This window comes from Bacillus sp. SW14, assembly GCF_047608225.1.
GTDB lineage: Bacteria > Bacillota > Bacilli > Bacillales > Bacillaceae > Bacillus > Bacillus subtilis_G.
The window spans coordinates 4,214,608-4,229,234 of sequence record NZ_JBLKRW010000001.1 but is presented as its reverse complement, the minus strand read 5'-3'; the positions used below and the strand labels follow the sequence as shown (position 1 = coordinate 4,229,234).

The following is a 14,627-nucleotide window of genomic DNA, read 5'->3' as shown; positions in this document are numbered from 1 at the left end:
TGACATCGGTTAATCCGAAGATAAAAAGGGAGGTAGGCCCCTTGCTAGATGTGAACAATTTTGAGTATATGAACATCGGTCTTGCTTCACCGGATAAAATCCGTTCATGGTCTTTTGGTGAAGTGAAAAAGCCTGAAACGATAAACTATCGTACGTTAAAACCTGAAAAGGACGGTCTATTCTGCGAACGCATTTTCGGACCGACTAAAGACTGGGAATGTCATTGCGGGAAGTACAAGCGAGTTCGTTATAAAGGCGTAGTTTGTGACCGCTGCGGAGTCGAAGTAACACGGGCTAAAGTCCGTCGTGAGAGAATGGGGCACATTGAACTGGCTGCCCCAGTTTCCCACATTTGGTATTTCAAAGGTATTCCAAGCCGTATGGGTCTTGTGCTGGATATGTCACCTCGTGCTTTAGAAGAAGTCATTTACTTTGCTTCTTACGTTGTAACTGATCCGGCAAACACACCGCTTGAAAAGAAACAGCTTCTGTCTGAGAAAGAATACCGTGCTTATCTCGATAAATACGGCAATAAATTCCAAGCATCTATGGGTGCAGAAGCGATTCATAAGCTTCTTCAAGATATTGATCTTGTAAAAGAAGTTGATATGTTAAAAGAAGAGCTGAAAACATCACAAGGGCAGCGCCGTACTCGTGCGATCAAACGCCTTGAAGTTTTAGAAGCCTTCCGTAACTCAGGAAACAAGCCTTCTTGGATGATCCTTGATGTGCTCCCTGTTATTCCTCCTGAGCTTAGACCGATGGTTCAGCTTGATGGCGGACGTTTTGCGACTTCTGATTTGAACGACCTTTATCGTCGTGTCATCAACCGTAATAATCGTTTGAAACGTCTTTTGGATCTTGGTGCACCTAGCATCATTGTTCAAAACGAAAAGCGTATGCTTCAAGAGGCTGTCGATGCCTTAATTGACAACGGACGCCGCGGACGCCCTGTAACAGGTCCTGGTAACAGACCGTTAAAATCTCTTTCTCACATGTTGAAAGGGAAGCAAGGCCGTTTCCGTCAAAACCTTCTTGGTAAACGTGTCGATTACTCCGGACGTTCTGTAATCGTTGTTGGTCCTCATTTGAAAATGTACCAATGCGGATTGCCGAAGGAAATGGCGCTTGAACTTTTCAAACCTTTCGTTATGAAAGAGCTTGTTGAAAAAGGTCTTGCTCACAACATTAAGAGTGCGAAACGTAAAATTGAGCGCGTACAGCCTGAGGTATGGGATGTACTAGAATCAGTTATCAAGGAGCACCCGGTACTTCTGAACCGTGCCCCTACACTTCACAGACTAGGTATCCAAGCGTTTGAACCAACGCTTGTTGAAGGACGCGCAATCCGCCTTCACCCGCTCGTATGTACAGCTTATAACGCTGACTTTGATGGTGACCAAATGGCGGTTCACGTACCATTATCTGCAGAAGCTCAAGCTGAAGCACGCATCTTGATGCTTGCCGCTCAGAACATCTTGAACCCTAAAGATGGTAAACCGGTTGTAACACCGTCTCAGGATATGGTACTGGGTAACTATTATCTGACACTTGAGCGTGCCGGTGCTGTCGGTGAAGGTATGGTTTTCAAGAATACAGACGAAGCGCTTCTTGCTTATCAAAACGGATATGTCCACCTTCATACGAGAGTAGCTGTTCCAGCTAGCTCCCTTAAGAATGTGACATTTACCGAAGAGCAGCGCTCAAAATTGTTAATTACAACTGTCGGTAAACTTGTCTTCAATGAAATTCTGCCGGAATCATTCCCTTACATGAATGAACCAACGAAGAGCAACATTGAAGAGAAAACACCTGACCGTTTCTTCTTAGAAAAAGGTGCCGATGTTAAAGCTGCCATTGCACAGCAGCCAATCAATGCACCGTTTAAAAAAGGCATTCTGGGTAAAATCATCGCGGAAATCTTTAAACGATTCCATATCACGGAAACGTCTAAAATGCTTGACCGCATGAAAAACCTAGGTTTCAGATACTCTACAAAAGCTGGTATTACAGTTGGTGTTTCTGATATCGTCGTTCTCGATGATAAGCAAGAAATTCTTGAAGAAGCACAAGGTAAAGTTGATAACGTCATGAAGCAATTCCGACGTGGTCTAATCACTGAAGAAGAACGCTATGAGAGAGTTATCTCTATCTGGAGTGCTGCGAAAGACGTTATCCAAGGCAAACTAATGCAATCACTTGATGAGCTCAACCCAATCTACATGATGAGTGACTCTGGTGCCCGTGGTAACGCGTCTAACTTTACACAGCTTGCCGGAATGCGCGGTCTGATGGCCAACCCGGCTGGACGTATCATTGAATTGCCGATCAAATCAAGTTTCCGTGAAGGTCTGACAGTATTGGAGTACTTTATCTCTACTCACGGTGCGCGTAAAGGTCTTGCCGATACCGCCCTTAAAACAGCTGACTCAGGATACCTTACACGTCGTCTCGTTGACGTTGCGCAGGATGTTATCATCCGTGAAACTGATTGCGGAACTGACCGAGGCATTCTTGCTAAGCCTCTTAAAGAAGGAACGGAAACCATTGAGCGCTTAGAAGAACGCTTAATTGGCCGGTTTGCACGAAAACAAGTGAAGCACCCTGAAACAGGTGAAGTGCTTGTCAATGAAAACGAACTGATCGATGAAGATAAAGCACTAGAGATTGTTGAAGCCGGCATTGAAGAAGTCTGGATTCGTTCTGCCTTCACATGTAATACGCCTCATGGTGTATGTAAACGATGCTATGGCCGAAATCTTGCAACTGGCTCCGATGTTGAAGTCGGTGAGGCTGTCGGTATCATCGCTGCCCAATCAATCGGTGAGCCTGGTACACAGTTAACAATGCGTACATTCCATACAGGCGGGGTTGCCGGAGACGATATCACACAGGGTCTTCCGCGTATCCAAGAGCTTTTCGAAGCGCGTAATCCGAAAGGTCAGGCAACAATTACAGAAATCGACGGTACAGTCGTTGAGATCAATGAAGTTCGTGATAAGCAACAGGAAATTGTGGTTCAAGGCGCAGTGGAAACACGTTCTTATACGGCACCTTATAACTCCCGTTTGAAAGTAGCGGAAGGAGATAAAATTACTCGAGGCCAAGTACTGACAGAAGGTTCAATCGATCCGAAAGAGCTTCTGAAAGTGACTGACATGACTGCTGTTCAAGAGTATCTTCTCCATGAGGTTCAAAAGGTTTATCGTATGCAGGGTGTTGAAATCGGTGATAAACACGTAGAAGTAATGGTTCGCCAGATGCTTCGCAAAGTCCGCGTGATTGATGCTGGTGACACTGATGTGCTTCCAGGTACATTGCTTGATATTCACCAATTTACTGAAGCGAACAAAAAGGTATTGCTTGAAGGTAATCGTCCTGCTACAGGCCGTCCTGTTTTACTCGGTATTACAAAAGCATCTCTTGAAACTGATTCATTCTTATCTGCTGCTTCCTTCCAGGAAACAACACGTGTCCTTACAGACGCAGCGATCAAAGGTAAGCGTGATGAGCTTCTCGGCTTGAAAGAGAATGTTATCATCGGTAAGCTTGTTCCGGCTGGTACAGGTATGATGAAATACCGAAAAGTAAAAACAGTTTCAAATGTTCAGCCGACTGATGACATGGTTCCGGTTGAATAATTGATTTAAATCCTGCTGAAAGACTGCAAAACAGTCTTTCAGCAGATATTTTTAATAAAGAATCACTCTATGAGATCAACGAAACTAAAAAATGTCATACTATGTTGACATACGTCTCCTAGAATGATAATATAACCAAGGTGCTCGAAATAAACCTGTTACTTTGGAGGATGTATTTATGTCTTATGATAAAGTATCACAGGCCAAATCAATTATTATTGGTACGAAGCAAACAGTGAAAGCTCTAAAACGAGATTCGGTAAAGGAAGTAGTCGTTGCAGAAGACGCAGATCCTATCCTTACGAAAAGTGTTATTACACTTGCGAAAGATCAGGGGATCGCAGTCTCAATGGTCGAATCCATGAAAAAGCTCGGCAAAGCCTGCGGAATTGAAGTAGGAGCAGCAGCTGTTGCCATTATGTTATAACGTACTTTTTTGTTTTTGCGTGAGATTTTTTCTTGTGTGAAGACATTGTTTTTTGCCTTTTGATGAACCACCTGGGTATGTGGGTTATAAAACGTAATGAAGGGAGGAAAAAATAATGCCTACAATCAATCAGCTAATTCGTAAAGGACGCGTGAGTAAAGTAGAAAACTCAAAGTCTCCTGCACTTAACAAAGGATACAACAGCTTTAAAAAAGAGCACACTAATGTATCTTCTCCACAAAAACGCGGGGTATGTACTCGTGTTGGTACAATGACACCGAAAAAACCGAACTCAGCACTTCGTAAATATGCTCGTGTTCGTTTGACTAACGGAATCGAGGTTACGGCTTACATTCCTGGTATCGGTCACAACCTGCAAGAGCACAGCGTTGTACTAATCCGCGGCGGACGTGTAAAAGACTTACCAGGGGTACGTTACCACATCGTTCGTGGTGCGCTTGACACTGCTGGAGTAGAAAACCGTGCGCAAGGCCGTTCTAAATACGGAACTAAACGTCCTAAAGCAAAATAATAAACACAAAAACGTAAAAATAATGAAGGGAGGATATTCAGATGCCACGTAAAGGTCCTGTAGCAAAAAGAGATGTTTTACCTGATCCGCTTTATAATTCTAAGCTTGTATCTCGTCTAATCAACAAAATGATGATCGATGGTAAAAAAGGTAAGTCTCAAACAATCCTATACAAGTCATTCGATATCATTAAAGAACGTACTGGCAATGATGCAATGGAGGTTTTCGAACAAGCATTGAAAAACATCATGCCTGTACTTGAAGTTAAAGCACGCCGTGTAGGTGGTGCGAACTACCAAGTTCCTGTAGAAGTTCGTCCTGAACGTCGTACTACTCTCGGACTTCGCTGGTTAGTAAACTATGCTCGTCTTCGCGGAGAAAAAACGATGGAAGAGCGTTTAGCTAATGAAATCCTTGACGCAGCTAACAATACTGGTGCTGCTGTTAAGAAACGTGAAGATACTCATAAGATGGCTGAAGCAAACAAAGCATTTGCTCACTATCGCTGGTAGGTTTCACATATATTTAAAAAACACAATTTCCTAATAAGGAAGGAGAAATTACCCAATGGCAAGAGAGTTCTCCTTAGATAAAACTCGTAATATCGGGATCATGGCTCACATTGATGCTGGTAAAACGACTACTACAGAACGTATCTTGTTCTACACAGGCCGTATCCACAAAATTGGTGAAACTCATGAAGGAGCTTCACAAATGGACTGGATGGAGCAGGAACAAGAACGTGGTATCACAATCACATCCGCTGCGACAACTGCGCAGTGGAAAGGTTACCGCGTAAACATCATCGATACTCCAGGACACGTAGACTTCACAGTTGAAGTTGAACGTTCTCTTCGTGTACTTGATGGTGCGGTTGCCGTACTTGATGCACAATCAGGCGTTGAGCCTCAAACAGAAACAGTATGGCGCCAAGCAACAACTTACGGAGTTCCGCGTGTCGTATTTGTCAACAAAATGGACAAAATCGGCGCAGACTTCCTTTACTCTGTAGGTACTTTAAGAGACCGTCTTCAAGCTAACGCCCATGCAATCCAATTGCCAATCGGTGCTGAAGACAACTTCGAAGGTATCATCGACCTTGTAGAAAACGTTGCGTATTTCTACGAAGATGATCTTGGAACTCGTTCTGATGCGAAAGAAATCCCTGAAGAGTACAAAGAACAAGCTGAAGAGCTTCGTAACAGCTTAATTGAAGCTGTCGCAGAGCTTGATGAAGAGCTTATGGAAAAGTACCTCGAAGGTGAAGAAATCACAATCGACGAGTTGAAAGCTGCAATCCGTAAAGGTACTTTGAATGTTGAATTCTATCCAGTACTTGTCGGTTCTGCTTTCAAAAACAAAGGTGTTCAGCTTGTACTTGATGCAGTTCTTGACTACCTTCCTGCACCAACTGATGTTGCTGCAATTAAAGGTGTACGCCCGGATACTGATGAAGAGATTGTTCGTCATTCTTCTGATGAAGAGCCATTCTCTGCACTTGCATTTAAAGTAATGACTGACCCTTATGTTGGTAAGCTGACGTTCTTCCGTGTGTACTCTGGAACTCTTGATTCCGGTTCATACGTGAAAAACTCAACAAAAGGCAAACGTGAGCGTGTCGGACGTATCCTGCAAATGCATGCCAACAGCCGTGAAGAGATCGCTACTGTTTATGCAGGAGACATCGCAGCTGCTGTAGGTCTAAAAGATACATCTACTGGAGATACTCTATGTGACGAAAAGGATCTTGTAATCCTTGAATCAATGGAATTCCCAGAGCCGGTTATCGATGTAGCGATTGAGCCTAAATCAAAAGCTGACCAAGATAAAATGGGTATCGCTTTAGCGAAACTTGCTGAAGAAGATCCTACATTCCGTACTCAAACAAATCCGGAAACTGGTCAGACGATCATCTCTGGTATGGGTGAACTTCACCTCGATATCATTGTTGACCGTATGAAGCGTGAATTCAAAGTAGAAGCTAACGTAGGTGCTCCTCAAGTTGCGTACCGTGAAACATTCCGTTCAGGTGCAAAAGTTGAAGGTAAATTCGTACGTCAATCTGGTGGACGCGGTCAGTTCGGACACGTTTGGATTGAATTCGAACCTAATGAAGAAGGCGCTGGATTTGAATTCGAAAACGCAATCGTCGGTGGTGTTGTTCCTCGTGAATACATCCCAGCCGTACAAGCAGGTCTTGAAGACTCTCTTGAAAATGGTGTCTTAGCAGGATTCCCGCTAATTGACATCAAGGCAAAACTTTTTGATGGATCTTACCATGATGTTGACTCAAATGAAATGGCGTTTAAAGTCGCTGCTTCAATGGCATTGAAAAATGCAGTCAGCAAATGTAACCCTGTTCTTCTTGAACCAATTATGAAAGTTGAAGTTGTTATTCCTGAAGAATACATGGGAGACATCATGGGTGATGTTACTTCTCGTCGCGGACGCGTAGAAGGTATGGAAGCTCGCGGTAACGCACAAGTTGTTCGCGCGATGGTTCCTCTTGCTGAAATGTTCGGTTACGCTACTGCACTTCGTTCTAATACGCAAGGTCGCGGTACGTTCACTATGTTCATGGATCACTACGAAGAAGTACCGAAGAGCATTTCTGAAGAAATTATCAAAAAAAATAAAGGCGAATAATTGATTTTGCCTCTTAACTCAAGTATAACTACTATTGTAAGATGAGGAAGTGAAAGCTTTCTTTCACTTCCTATCACACTATACATTACTAATTAAAAGCTCTTAAGGAGGATTTTAGAATGGCTAAAGAAAAATTCGACCGTTCCAAATCACATGCCAATATTGGTACAATTGGACACGTTGACCATGGTAAAACAACATTAACTGCTGCTATCACAACAGTACTTCATAAGAAATCTGGTAAAGGTACAGCTATGGCGTACGATCAAATTGATGGTGCACCAGAAGAGCGCGAGCGCGGAATCACAATCTCTACTGCACACGTTGAGTATGAAACTGAAACTCGTCACTATGCACACGTTGACTGCCCAGGACACGCTGACTATGTTAAAAACATGATCACTGGTGCTGCGCAAATGGACGGAGCTATCCTTGTAGTATCTGCTGCTGATGGCCCAATGCCACAAACTCGTGAGCACATCCTTCTTTCTAAAAACGTTGGTGTACCATACATCGTTGTATTCTTAAACAAATGCGACATGGTAGACGACGAAGAGCTTCTTGAACTAGTTGAAATGGAAGTTCGCGATCTTCTTAGCGAATATGACTTCCCTGGTGATGATGTACCAGTAATCAAAGGTTCTGCTCTTAAAGCACTTGAAGGTGACGCTGATTACGAAGCAAAAATCTTCGAACTTATGGATGCGGTTGATGAGTACATCCCAACTCCAGAGCGTGACACTGAAAAACCATTCATGATGCCAGTTGAGGACGTATTCTCAATCACTGGTCGTGGTACAGTTGCTACTGGACGTGTTGAACGCGGACAAGTTAAAGTCGGTGACGAAGTAGAAATCATCGGTCTTCAAGAAGAAAACAAGAAAACAACTGTTACAGGTGTTGAAATGTTCCGTAAGCTTCTTGATTACGCTGAAGCTGGAGACAACATTGGAGCCCTTCTTCGCGGTGTAGCTCGTGAAGATATCCAACGTGGTCAAGTACTTGCTAAACCAGGTACAATCACTCCGCACAGCAAATTCAAAGCTGAAGTTTACGTTCTTTCTAAAGATGAGGGTGGACGTCATACTCCATTCTTCTCTAACTACCGTCCTCAGTTCTACTTCCGTACAACTGACGTAACTGGTATCATCCAACTTCCAGAAGGCGTAGAAATGGTTATGCCTGGAGACAACACTGAAATGATCGTTGAACTTATCTCTACAATCGCTATCGAAGAAGGAACTCGTTTCTCTATTCGTGAAGGCGGACGTACTGTTGGTTCAGGCGTTGTTTCTACAATCACTGAGTAATAGTATGATCATAAACGAGACCCCCTGCGGGTCTCGTTTTTTATTTTATAATCTATTTCTTGTATAATAGGATCTATCATATTCTAGGGGCTAATTTTTATGATTCCTGAAAAGAGATCAATCGCTATCATGAAACAACTGACCATTGACAAAACGAAGCAAATGCTGATGATTAATGGGGCTGATGTGAAAAATCCTTTGCTGCTTTTTTTACATGGCGGGCCGGGGACGCCCCAAATCGGGTATGTTAGGCATTATCAAAAAGAGCTGGAACAGCATTTTACAGTAGTACATTGGGATCAAAGAGGATCAGGGCTTTCTTATTCAACACGAATTCCTCATCACTCCATGACAATCAGTCATTTCATTAGTGATGCAATTCAAGTCACTCAATGGATCCTAGACCATTTTTCAAAAACAAAACTATATCTTGCCGGCCATTCATGGGGCTCGGTGCTAGCACTTCATGTACTGCAGCAACGTCCGGAGTTGTATTACGCGTATTATGGAATCAGCCAGGTTGTTAACCCTCACTATGAAGAATCAGCTGCTTATCACTATATTCGTGAAATGTGTGATACAAAGCGAGCCAGTATAGTCTCCAAGGCCATACGTTTTATTGGGGCTCCGCCTTGGGAGAAGGACATCTATCATCATATCTATCGGTTTTGTGTCGAGTTGAGTAGGGGAGGATTCACTCACCATCATCGTCAAGCTCTATCTATTTTTTTTCAAATGCTTACCGGTAATGAGTATGGAATAAAAAACATGCACAAATTTCTGAATGGACATCGATTCAGCAAAAAACATTTAACTGATGAGTTGTACCTGTTTAATGGATTTAAATCAATTCCTTCTATTAGAGTGCCGTGCTTTTTCATTTCGGGGAGACATGATCTAATTGTTCCTGCTGAAATATCAAAACAGTTTTATCAAGAGCTTGAGGCGCCTGAAAAGCACTGGCTTCAATTTGAGAATTCCGCTCACACCCCGCATATCGAGGAGCCATCATTATTCGCAAGTACATTGAGTCGCCACGCACTGCACCACTTATGATAGGTCCTTGATAAATAAGAAAAACACCTGTATAATAAAAAAAGTGTGCAAATCATGCATATCTTAAATAAGTCTTGCAACATACGTCTATTTTCTGTATAATGGTGTATGTTGGTCTTTTGACTGCGATGAAGCGAGAGGTTGCTGACACACCCGGCCGCTTTGCCATGGCAAGGTGTTCAGGTTTTTCTCGCGGAGAACTGTCTAACGTGATGTAGGCGAAAAGGAGGGAAAATAATGGCAAAACAAAAAATTCGTATTCGTTTGAAAGCATATGATCATAGAATCCTTGATCAATCTGCTGAGAAGATTGTTGAAACGGCAAAACGTTCTGGTGCCAGCGTATCTGGTCCGATCCCGTTGCCAACTGAAAAATCAGTTTACACAATCCTTCGTGCGGTGCACAAATACAAAGATTCTCGTGAGCAATTTGAAATGCGTACACATAAACGTTTAATCGACATTGTGAACCCAACACCACAAACTGTTGATGCTCTCATGCGATTAGATTTACCATCTGGTGTCGATATCGAAATTAAACTTTAATTCTAAAATATAGAATGATCTTAATAGGAGGTGTGACGAATGACCAAAGGAATCTTAGGAAGAAAAATTGGTATGACGCAAGTATTCGCAGAAAACGGTGATCTTATTCCGGTAACTGTTATTGAAGCTGCTCCAAACGTTGTTCTTCAAAAGAAATCAGCTGAAAACGATGGCTACGAGGCTATCCAGCTTGGTTTTGACGACAAGCGAGAAAAGCTTTCTAACAAACCTGAAAAAGGACACGTTGCAAAAGCGGAAACTGCTCCTAAGCGCTTCGTTAAAGAATTACGCGGAGTGGAAATGGATGCGTATGAAGTTGGTCAGGAAGTCAAGGTTGAAATTTTCTCTGCTGGAGAAATCGTAGATGTAACAGGAGTATCTAAAGGTAAAGGTTTCCAAGGTGCGATCAAGCGCCACGGACAATCTCGCGGACCTATGTCTCACGGTTCACGCTACCACCGTCGTCCTGGTTCAATGGGACCTGTAGATCCTAACCGTGTATTCAAAGGCAAACTATTACCTGGACGTATGGGCGGAGATCAAATCACTGTTCAAAACCTTGAAATCGTTAAAGTTGATGCGGAACGCAATCTTCTTTTGATCAAAGGTAACGTACCTGGTCCGAAGAAAACTTTAATCACTGTTAAAAGTGCTGTTAAATCTAAATAACTCTCTTAGGAAAGGAGGAAATTGATCATGCCAAAAGTAGCATTATACAACCAAAACGGTTCTACTGCTGGTGACATCGAATTAAACACTTCTGTATTTGGTATCGAGCCAAATGAGAGTGTTGTATTCGACGCTATTCTTATGCAAAGAGCTTCCTTACGTCAAGGATCTCACAAAGTAAAAAATCGTTCTGAAGTACGCGGCGGAGGTCGTAAACCATGGCGTCAAAAAGGTACTGGACGTGCCCGTCAAGGTTCTATCCGTTCACCGCAATGGCGCGGAGGTGGTGTCGTATTCGGCCCAACACCACGCAGCTATTCTTATAAATTACCTAAAAAAGTTCGCCGCTTGGCAATCAAATCAGTATTGTCTTCTAAAGTGATCGACAACAACATCATCGTACTTGAAGATCTTACTCTTGATACAGCTAAAACAAAAGAAATGGCAGCTATCCTTAAAGGATTATCTGTTGAGAAAAAAGCTTTAATTGTAACTGCGGATGCTAACGAAGCAGTCGCTTTATCTGCTCGCAACATTCCTGGAGTTACTGTAGTTGAAGCTAACGGAATCAACGTTTTAGACGTTGTCAACCACGAGAAGCTTCTGATTACAAAAGCAGCGGTTGAAAAAGTAGAGGAGGTGCTTGCATAATGAAAGATCCTCGTGATGTTCTTAAGCGCCCCGTCATTACTGAACGTTCTGCTGATTTAATGGCTGAAAAGAAATACACTTTTGAAGTTGATGTAAGAGCTAATAAAACAGAAGTGAAAGACGCGATTGAAAGCATCTTTGGAGTGAAAGTTGACAAAGTCAACATCATGAACTACAAAGGTAAATCAAAACGTGTCGGACGCTACACTGGTATGACTAGCCGTCGCAGAAAAGCGATCGTAAAACTTACTGCAGACAGCAAAGAAATCGAAATTTTTGAAGCTTAATTATCTGTAAAAAGAAGGAGGGAAATTCAAAATGGCGATTAAAAAGTATAAACCGACCTCTAATGGACGTCGTGGCATGACAACTTCAGACTTTGCTGAAATCACGACTGACAAGCCGGAAAAATCCTTGCTTGCTCCCCTTCACAAAAAAGGCGGACGTAACAACCAAGGTAAATTGACTGTACGTCACCAAGGTGGCGGACATAAACGCCAATACCGTGTTATCGACTTCAAACGCGATAAAGATGGTATACCTGGACGCGTTGCTACAGTTGAATACGATCCAAACCGTTCAGCTAACATCGCTCTAATCAACTATGCAGACGGAGAAAAACGTTACATTCTTGCTCCTAAAGGAATTCAAGTGGGTACTGAAATCATGTCAGGTCCTGAAGCTGACATTAAAGTAGGTAATGCACTTCCACTTATCAACATCCCTGTTGGTACAGTTGTGCATAACATTGAATTAAAACCTGGCAAAGGCGGACAGCTTGTACGTTCAGCTGGTACATCTGCTCAGGTTCTTGGTAAAGAAGGTAAATACGTTCTTGTGCGTCTTAACTCTGGAGAAGTTCGCATGATTCTTTCTGCTTGCCGTGCTTCTATCGGTCAAGTGGGTAATGAACAGCATGAACTTATCAACATTGGTAAAGCTGGACGTTCTCGCTGGAAAGGCATCCGTCCTACAGTTCGTGGTTCTGTAATGAACCCTAACGATCACCCACACGGTGGTGGTGAAGGACGTGCGCCAATCGGACGTAAATCACCTATGTCTCCATGGGGTAAACCAACTCTTGGATTCAAGACACGTAAGAAAAAGAGCAAATCTGATAAATTTATCGTACGTCGTCGTAAAAATAAATAACGGGGTTGTCTACGGTTCATTTCGGACCGTAGTGCAATCACGAAGGGAGGTTCCAAAATGGCTCGCAGCTTGAAAAAAGGACCATTTGTCGATGGACACTTGATGACAAAAATCGAGAAATTAAACGAATCAGACAAGAAACAAGTGGTAAAAACTTGGTCTCGTCGTTCCACTATTTTCCCACAGTTTATTGGTCACACAATCGCTGTCTATGACGGACGTAAACACGTGCCTGTATTCATCTCTGAAGATATGGTAGGGCACAAGTTGGGTGAATTCGCTCCAACTCGTACGTACAAAGGTCATGCTAGTGATGACAAAAAAACAAGACGCTAAGAGAGGAGGCTTTTAAATGCAAGCTAAAGCTGTTGCAAGAACAGTCCGTATTGCTCCTCGTAAAGCACGTCTAGTAATGGACCTGATTCGAGGCAAGCAAGTAGGTGAGGCAGTATCAATCTTGAACCTTACACCAAGAGCTGCTTCTCCAATTATCGAGAAAGTATTAAAATCCGCTATTGCAAATGCTGAGCATAACTATGAAATGGACGTTAACAACCTGGTTATTTCTCAAGCATTCGTTGACGAAGGCCCTACGTTAAAAAGATTCCGCCCACGTGCTATGGGACGTGCGAGCCAAATCAACAAACGTACGAGCCACATTACAATCGTTGTATCAGAAAAGAAGGAGGGATAAGTAGTGGGTCAAAAGGTAAATCCAGTCGGTCTTCGTATCGGAGTCATTCGTGATTGGGAATCTAAGTGGTACGCTGGTAAAGATTACGCTGACTTCCTGCACGAAGATTTAAAAATTCGTGAATACATTAGCAAACGCCTTTCTGACGCTTCTGTTTCTAAAGTAGAAATCGAGCGTGCAGCAAACCGCGTTAACATTACGATCCACACAGCTAAGCCTGGTATGGTTATCGGTAAAGGCGGTTCTGAAGTTGAAGCACTTCGCAAAGCCCTTAACAGCCTTACTGGCAAGCGTGTACACATTAACATTCTTGAAATCAAAAGAGCAGATCTTGATGCACAGCTAGTTGCTGACAACATCGCTCGTCAATTAGAAAACCGTGTTTCTTTCCGCCGTGCGCAGAAACAACAAATCCAACGCACAATGCGCGCTGGAGCACAAGGTGTGAAAACAATGGTTTCTGGTCGTCTTGGCGGTGCAGATATCGCTCGTTCTGAATACTACAGTGAAGGAACTGTTCCATTGCACACATTACGTGCGGACATTGACTATGCAACATCTGAAGCTGACACTACTTACGGTAAGCTTGGTGTAAAAGTCTGGATCTATCGTGGAGAGGTTCTTCCTACTAAGAAGAAAACTGAGGAAGGAGGAAAATAATATGTTATTACCAAAACGCGTTAAATATCGCAGAGAGCATCGCGGAAAAATGCGTGGCCGTGCGAAAGGCGGTACTGAAGTACATTTTGGTGAGTTCGGTATCCAAGCTCTTGAAGCTTCATGGATTACTAACCGTCAAATCGAAGCTGCACGTATTGCGATGACTCGTTACATGAAACGTGGCGGTAAAGTTTGGATCAAAATTTTCCCTTCTAAACCTTACACTGCTAAACCACTTGAGGTACGTATGGGATCCGGTAAAGGGGCTCCAGAAGGCTGGGTAGCTGTTGTAAAACCGGGCAAAGTTTTATTTGAGATTTCTGGTGTGTCTGAAGAGGTTGCCCGTGAAGCGCTTCGTCTTGCATCTCACAAATTGCCAATTAAAACGAAGTTCGTAAAACGTGAAGAAATTGGTGGTGAATCAAATGAAAGCTAATGAAATTCGTGACCTTACCACTGCTGAAATTGAACAAAAAGTAAAGTCTCTTAAAGAAGAACTTTTCAATCTTCGCTTTCAATTAGCGACAGGACAACTTGAAAATACTGCTCGCATTCGTGAAGTGCGCAAAGCTATCGCGCGCATGAAAACTGTGATTCGTGAAAGAGAAATTGCTGCAAATAAATAATCACTGAGGGGAGGTCG

General features: G+C 42.9%; 17 protein-coding genes. All 17 read left to right on the top strand.

Annotated elements, in window-relative coordinates; genetic code table 11:
• Positions 1 to 41: 41 nt before the first annotated feature.
• The gene (gene rpoC, locus ACMX2I_RS21435) at positions 42 to 3,641 is read left to right on the top strand and encodes a DNA-directed RNA polymerase subunit beta' (protein ID WP_087991685.1); all 3,600 of its coding nucleotides are present in this window, start codon (positions 42 to 44) and stop codon (positions 3,639 to 3,641) included.
• A 178-nt stretch (positions 3,642 to 3,819) separates the two neighbouring features.
• On the top strand, positions 3,820 to 4,068 hold the full coding sequence (locus tag ACMX2I_RS21430; RefSeq protein ID WP_414958269.1) for a 50S ribosomal protein L7ae-like protein: 249 nt from the start codon (positions 3,820 to 3,822) through the stop codon (positions 4,066 to 4,068).
• Between the two features lie 115 nt (positions 4,069 to 4,183).
• Entirely contained in the window at positions 4,184 to 4,600 is a 417-nt protein-coding gene (gene rpsL, locus ACMX2I_RS21425) for a 30S ribosomal protein S12 (RefSeq protein ID WP_003156445.1), read from the top strand.
• 41 nt (positions 4,601 to 4,641) lie between these two features.
• Entirely contained in the window at positions 4,642 to 5,112 is a 471-nt protein-coding gene (rpsG, locus tag ACMX2I_RS21420; protein ID WP_003156447.1) for a 30S ribosomal protein S7, read from the top strand.
• Between the two features lie 55 nt (positions 5,113 to 5,167).
• Positions 5,168 to 7,246 (top strand): elongation factor G, encoded by a 2,079-nt coding sequence (gene fusA / locus ACMX2I_RS21415; protein WP_087991687.1) that lies wholly within the window; start codon positions 5,168 to 5,170, stop codon positions 7,244 to 7,246.
• Between the two features lie 119 nt (positions 7,247 to 7,365).
• Positions 7,366 to 8,556, top strand: a complete 1,191-nt coding sequence (gene tuf / locus ACMX2I_RS21410; RefSeq protein WP_414958268.1) for an elongation factor Tu — start codon at positions 7,366 to 7,368, stop codon at positions 8,554 to 8,556.
• A gap of 99 nt (positions 8,557 to 8,655) precedes the next feature.
• Positions 8,656 to 9,612 carry an alpha/beta fold hydrolase gene (locus ACMX2I_RS21405; RefSeq protein ID WP_414958267.1) on the top strand — a complete coding sequence of 319 codons (957 nt, stop codon included), beginning with the start codon at positions 8,656 to 8,658 and terminating at the stop codon, positions 9,610 to 9,612.
• A 237-nt stretch (positions 9,613 to 9,849) separates the two neighbouring features.
• Complete coding sequence (rpsJ, locus tag ACMX2I_RS21400) at positions 9,850 to 10,158, top strand: 30S ribosomal protein S10 (RefSeq protein ID WP_003156464.1); 309 nt, start codon at positions 9,850 to 9,852, stop codon at positions 10,156 to 10,158.
• Positions 10,159 to 10,197: 39 nt separating this feature from the next.
• Positions 10,198 to 10,827 (top strand): 50S ribosomal protein L3, encoded by a 630-nt coding sequence (gene rplC / locus ACMX2I_RS21395; protein ID WP_039076392.1) that lies wholly within the window; start codon positions 10,198 to 10,200, stop codon positions 10,825 to 10,827.
• A 27-nt stretch (positions 10,828 to 10,854) separates the two neighbouring features.
• Positions 10,855 to 11,478, top strand: coding sequence for a 50S ribosomal protein L4 (gene rplD, locus ACMX2I_RS21390; RefSeq protein WP_087991690.1), 624 nt, complete (start codon positions 10,855 to 10,857; stop codon positions 11,476 to 11,478).
• Positions 11,478 to 11,765 (top strand): 50S ribosomal protein L23, encoded by a 288-nt coding sequence (gene rplW, locus ACMX2I_RS21385; protein ID WP_087991691.1) that lies wholly within the window; start codon positions 11,478 to 11,480, stop codon positions 11,763 to 11,765. The genes rplD and rplW overlap by 1 nt, the downstream gene beginning before the upstream one ends.
• A 31-nt stretch (positions 11,766 to 11,796) precedes the next feature.
• Complete coding sequence (gene rplB / locus ACMX2I_RS21380) at positions 11,797 to 12,630, top strand: 50S ribosomal protein L2 (protein WP_024714051.1); 834 nt, start codon at positions 11,797 to 11,799, stop codon at positions 12,628 to 12,630.
• A 57-nt stretch (positions 12,631 to 12,687) separates the two neighbouring features.
• Positions 12,688 to 12,966: a 30S ribosomal protein S19 gene (gene rpsS / locus ACMX2I_RS21375; protein WP_039076395.1), complete on the top strand. Its 279-nt coding sequence runs from the start codon at positions 12,688 to 12,690 to the stop codon at positions 12,964 to 12,966.
• 16 nt (positions 12,967 to 12,982) lie between these two features.
• A complete protein-coding gene (rplV, locus tag ACMX2I_RS21370; protein ID WP_014662532.1) occupies positions 12,983 to 13,324 on the top strand; it encodes a 50S ribosomal protein L22 in 342 nt (113 codons plus the stop codon).
• Positions 13,325 to 13,327: 3 nt separating this feature from the next.
• Positions 13,328 to 13,984, top strand: coding sequence for a 30S ribosomal protein S3 (rpsC, locus tag ACMX2I_RS21365; protein WP_003242001.1), 657 nt, complete (start codon positions 13,328 to 13,330; stop codon positions 13,982 to 13,984).
• Between the two features lies 1 nt (position 13,985).
• Positions 13,986 to 14,420: a 50S ribosomal protein L16 gene (gene rplP / locus ACMX2I_RS21360; RefSeq protein ID WP_003225801.1), complete on the top strand. Its 435-nt coding sequence runs from the start codon at positions 13,986 to 13,988 to the stop codon at positions 14,418 to 14,420.
• A complete protein-coding gene (gene rpmC / locus ACMX2I_RS21355; protein WP_003156482.1) occupies positions 14,410 to 14,610 on the top strand; it encodes a 50S ribosomal protein L29 in 201 nt (66 codons plus the stop codon). Before rplP ends, rpmC begins: the two co-directional genes overlap by 11 nt.
• Positions 14,611 to 14,627 lie beyond the last annotated feature (17 nt).

What these genes read in the sequence shown, in the direction of transcription:
- tuf (WP_414958268.1), top strand. Translation starts at nt 7,366, where the DNA reads ATGGCTAAAGAAAAATTCGACCGTTCCAAATCACATGCCAATATTGGT.
- ACMX2I_RS21405 (WP_414958267.1), top strand. Translation starts at nt 8,656, where the DNA reads ATGATTCCTGAAAAGAGATCAATCGCTATCATGAAACAACTGACCATT.
- rplD (WP_087991690.1), top strand. Translation starts at nt 10,855, where the DNA reads ATGCCAAAAGTAGCATTATACAACCAAAACGGTTCTACTGCTGGTGAC.
- rplB (WP_024714051.1), top strand. Translation starts at nt 11,797, where the DNA reads ATGGCGATTAAAAAGTATAAACCGACCTCTAATGGACGTCGTGGCATG.
- rpsS (WP_039076395.1), top strand. Translation starts at nt 12,688, where the DNA reads ATGGCTCGCAGCTTGAAAAAAGGACCATTTGTCGATGGACACTTGATG.
- rplW (WP_087991691.1), top strand. Translation starts at nt 11,478, where the DNA reads ATGAAAGATCCTCGTGATGTTCTTAAGCGCCCCGTCATTACTGAACGT.
- rplV (WP_014662532.1), top strand. Translation starts at nt 12,983, where the DNA reads ATGCAAGCTAAAGCTGTTGCAAGAACAGTCCGTATTGCTCCTCGTAAA.
- rpmC (WP_003156482.1), top strand. Translation starts at nt 14,410, where the DNA reads ATGAAAGCTAATGAAATTCGTGACCTTACCACTGCTGAAATTGAACAA.
- rpsL (WP_003156445.1), top strand. Translation starts at nt 4,184, where the DNA reads ATGCCTACAATCAATCAGCTAATTCGTAAAGGACGCGTGAGTAAAGTA.
- ACMX2I_RS21430 (WP_414958269.1), top strand. Translation starts at nt 3,820, where the DNA reads ATGTCTTATGATAAAGTATCACAGGCCAAATCAATTATTATTGGTACG.
- rpsJ (WP_003156464.1), top strand. Translation starts at nt 9,850, where the DNA reads ATGGCAAAACAAAAAATTCGTATTCGTTTGAAAGCATATGATCATAGA.
- rplP (WP_003225801.1), top strand. Translation starts at nt 13,986, where the DNA reads ATGTTATTACCAAAACGCGTTAAATATCGCAGAGAGCATCGCGGAAAA.
- rpsG (WP_003156447.1), top strand. Translation starts at nt 4,642, where the DNA reads ATGCCACGTAAAGGTCCTGTAGCAAAAAGAGATGTTTTACCTGATCCG.
- fusA (WP_087991687.1), top strand. Translation starts at nt 5,168, where the DNA reads ATGGCAAGAGAGTTCTCCTTAGATAAAACTCGTAATATCGGGATCATG.
- rplC (WP_039076392.1), top strand. Translation starts at nt 10,198, where the DNA reads ATGACCAAAGGAATCTTAGGAAGAAAAATTGGTATGACGCAAGTATTC.